Genomic DNA, 2,913 nt, shown 5'->3' on the forward strand with positions numbered 1-2,913 from the left:
CTTTTTGACGGATATATTTTTTTGGTGAAGGGTGATGGTTTGACTAAAGCTTTTGGCGCTTACACTGGCAAAGACAGTAATCATGATAATGGCAATCAGTTTCATAACCAATAAAACTTTAGTTATAGCGGGCCACACGCCCACTACAGACTTAGAAATGAATTTCATACTTTTGTACGGTTTGGGTTAGACGTTGAATTTCAATTATGCTTTCCAGCGATAATTGGTTTACCCAGATATTACCGGGCGGTGTTACGAGCACTTCCCGGTTACTATCTTCGTTTTTCGTAAAAATCGTATTTATAAATAAGTACTACTATAAATACGTGCAGAGTGGATTCCCTTTAGGGTGAGGCAAGTATTTGTTTTCTCATTGTTTTTAATTTAAGTGAATAACTGGTTGTTAGGATATATTTATTCTGCGGGTTAATCTTCTCACACATTAAGTCCGCTATTATTTTGCTATGATCACCGTTTTACCTTTAATGGTAAAGTTTAGCCCGGCGTATTTTAATATATTGGTAAATCCATAAAAGTCAACCTTGCGCGACAGTTGACCAGTGAACTGAAGCTCGGGCACCTTGCCTTCATAAACCACATCAATATCATACCATCGTGATACCTGTTGTAAAACGTCTTTGATATCGGCCTTAGTAAACATGAACAGGCCATTTTTCCAGGCTACTTCCTCATCAACATTAATGTCGCTGGTTATTTTTTGCTGCCCGGTGCCATTAATTATTGCCTGTTGCCCCGGTTTGATCTCATTTATCCCCCCTGATGAGTGCACTTTAACAGCTCCTTCCAATAACGTAGTTTTGCTGAGAGCTTCGTCATCATAAGCTTTTACATTAAAATGAGTTCCTAATACCTGTACTTCAGCTTTACCGGTTGTTACAATAAAAGGCATTTTGGCATTTTTAGCTACTTCAAAATAAGCTTCGCCACTTAAATAAACTTTGCGTTCGCTGCCCGAAAATGAAGTTGGATAACGTAATGAAGAAGCAGAATTCATCCAGATCTTTGAACCGTCTGCCAATACCAACTGGTATTCGCCCCCACGCGGAACAACAATAGTATTGTATATCACATCCTGCCCCGCGTTTCCTTTTCCGGTGTGTTTATAGGCTAATATTTCATCTTTATTGGATACGGCTGTTCCATCATCTTCATTAATGGATACTGGCACGTGATTTTTAAGTGCCACCTTTTGGCCATTGCCTAAAATTAAGATAGCGTTATTACTGCCGGGTTTGATCATGGTGGTTTGAGCAATCTGCGGTTTATCATTCTCCTTTACCCGGTTTTCATTCCGGAGATATAATAAAACAGAAACACTTAAGGTCAATATGACTATGGCCGCATACTTCAATAGCGATGTATCATTAAAACTGCGGAATGGCGCTGATTCCGGTTCAGGCAACTTCTGTAGCAGCTCATTCCATGCTTTATCGTTATCAATGTTATCCCAGAAAGTCAGCTTTTCTTCAAGGAAGCCGGCATCTGTCAGCTTTTCAAATTGTACTTTGTTTTCGATACTTTCATTAACCCATTCTTTTAGCCATAGGTGTTCTTCCTGCGAAATATCACCATTTAAAAGTTTGCCAATTAGTTCAGCTACGTAAAAGTCCCGCTCGTTTTTTTCCATTTAATAACATACAAACAACTAAAGGAAGCAGACGGGTGACAGGAGGATGATCTTTTTTTATTTTTTTATAAGTTATGAGGCATAAATGCCCGGGAAGGGAGTTATAAGGAAGAAAGTAGCTAAACTTTATGTATAAGTAATAACAAAGCGGTTGGAGAATGCTTTAAAATTTCGCGGAGGATACGCAAGCTCCGTACCTTTTGTGTTTTTACCGTGTTGATAGAAACATTTAAATAGTCGGCAGTTTCCTGGTTACTCAATCCTTGAAAATAGCTAAGGTATATTACTTTACGATAACTTTGAGGTAATTGCTGCACAGCCTGCTGAACTTCATCTAATACTTCGGCTTCAATAAGGCGGTAAATTATGTTTGGTTCGTCCGGGCCTTCAGTTTGATGACTTTCAAATTTTTCAACAACCTTTTGGTGTTTATAGGTGTTGATGCAGCTGTTTTTGGTAGTTAAGTATAAAAAGGCCTTTATTGAATTTAAACTGTCAAAACTTAAACGACGCTCCCATAGCTTCACAAAGGCATCCTGCACAAGATCTTCGGCAGCATCTTCATTAACAATTCCCGCAGCAAAAAAACACACCCGCTTATAAAACATATTAAAAATATGATTGAAAGCTTCCTTGTCCCCATTTTGAAATGCCACCATTGAAATTGCTTCAGGCATAAACATCAAACTTTAAGTTTACTAAAATTAAATACAGTAAATAACATTGCAAACTACCTTTGTGTATCGAATACACTTTATAGCAGGCCGATTTATTGTTTTTAGGCATCTAACCTATTGCAAAAAAACGAAGCCCAAATGTTATTTATCTTATTAATACCCTTATCAATGTCAAATTGTAACAACCATATTGTAAAAGTTACGATTATGCATTATCGGGCTATAATTGGTAAAACTAAAGTAGAGATAAAATTTAATAGTAAAATGATAATTTACTACAAAGTACGCAAACGTTTGCGCTACTGTTATTACGGGTGTTGCATTAATGTGTACGTACCCTTTTTAACCAACGGGCAATAGCTTAGTGTTGCGAAACATCTCTAATTCGAGGCGTTTATTTCAATTATCATGCTGCTTAAGGGTATTAATTTCCCTGGAGTTAAATTAAGCCCCACGGTCATCAGGTAGTCCCCGCTAAATGTACCGCCGTTTTCTGCAAGGCTTGATTTGGAGCCCGGCATCAGGTTTATCTCTTCTACCCGGTATAATTTGTGGCTGTCCAACCCTTGCAAACGCACCCGGTTAAAC

Annotated in this window: 3 protein-coding genes; all 3 read right to left on the reverse strand. The window is 38.0% G+C overall.

Features of this window, described 5'->3' with window-relative positions:
* Positions 1 to 454: 454 nt before the first annotated feature.
* On the reverse strand, positions 455 to 1,648 hold the full coding sequence (locus tag VF500_RS13735; protein ID WP_330860218.1) for a FecR family protein: 1,194 nt from the start codon (positions 1,646 to 1,648) through the stop codon (positions 455 to 457).
* 119 nt (positions 1,649 to 1,767) lie between these two features.
* Complete coding sequence (locus tag VF500_RS13740; RefSeq protein ID WP_330860219.1) at positions 1,768 to 2,325, reverse strand: RNA polymerase sigma-70 factor; 558 nt, start codon at positions 2,323 to 2,325, stop codon at positions 1,768 to 1,770.
* Positions 2,326 to 2,705: 380 nt separating this feature from the next.
* Positions 2,706 to 2,913 (reverse strand): GH36 C-terminal domain-containing protein (locus tag VF500_RS13745; RefSeq protein WP_330860220.1); only part of this gene is annotated, 208 nt, incomplete at its 5' end.

This window comes from Mucilaginibacter sp. (assembly GCF_036383575.1).
Lineage (GTDB): Bacteria > Bacteroidota > Bacteroidia > Sphingobacteriales > Sphingobacteriaceae > Mucilaginibacter.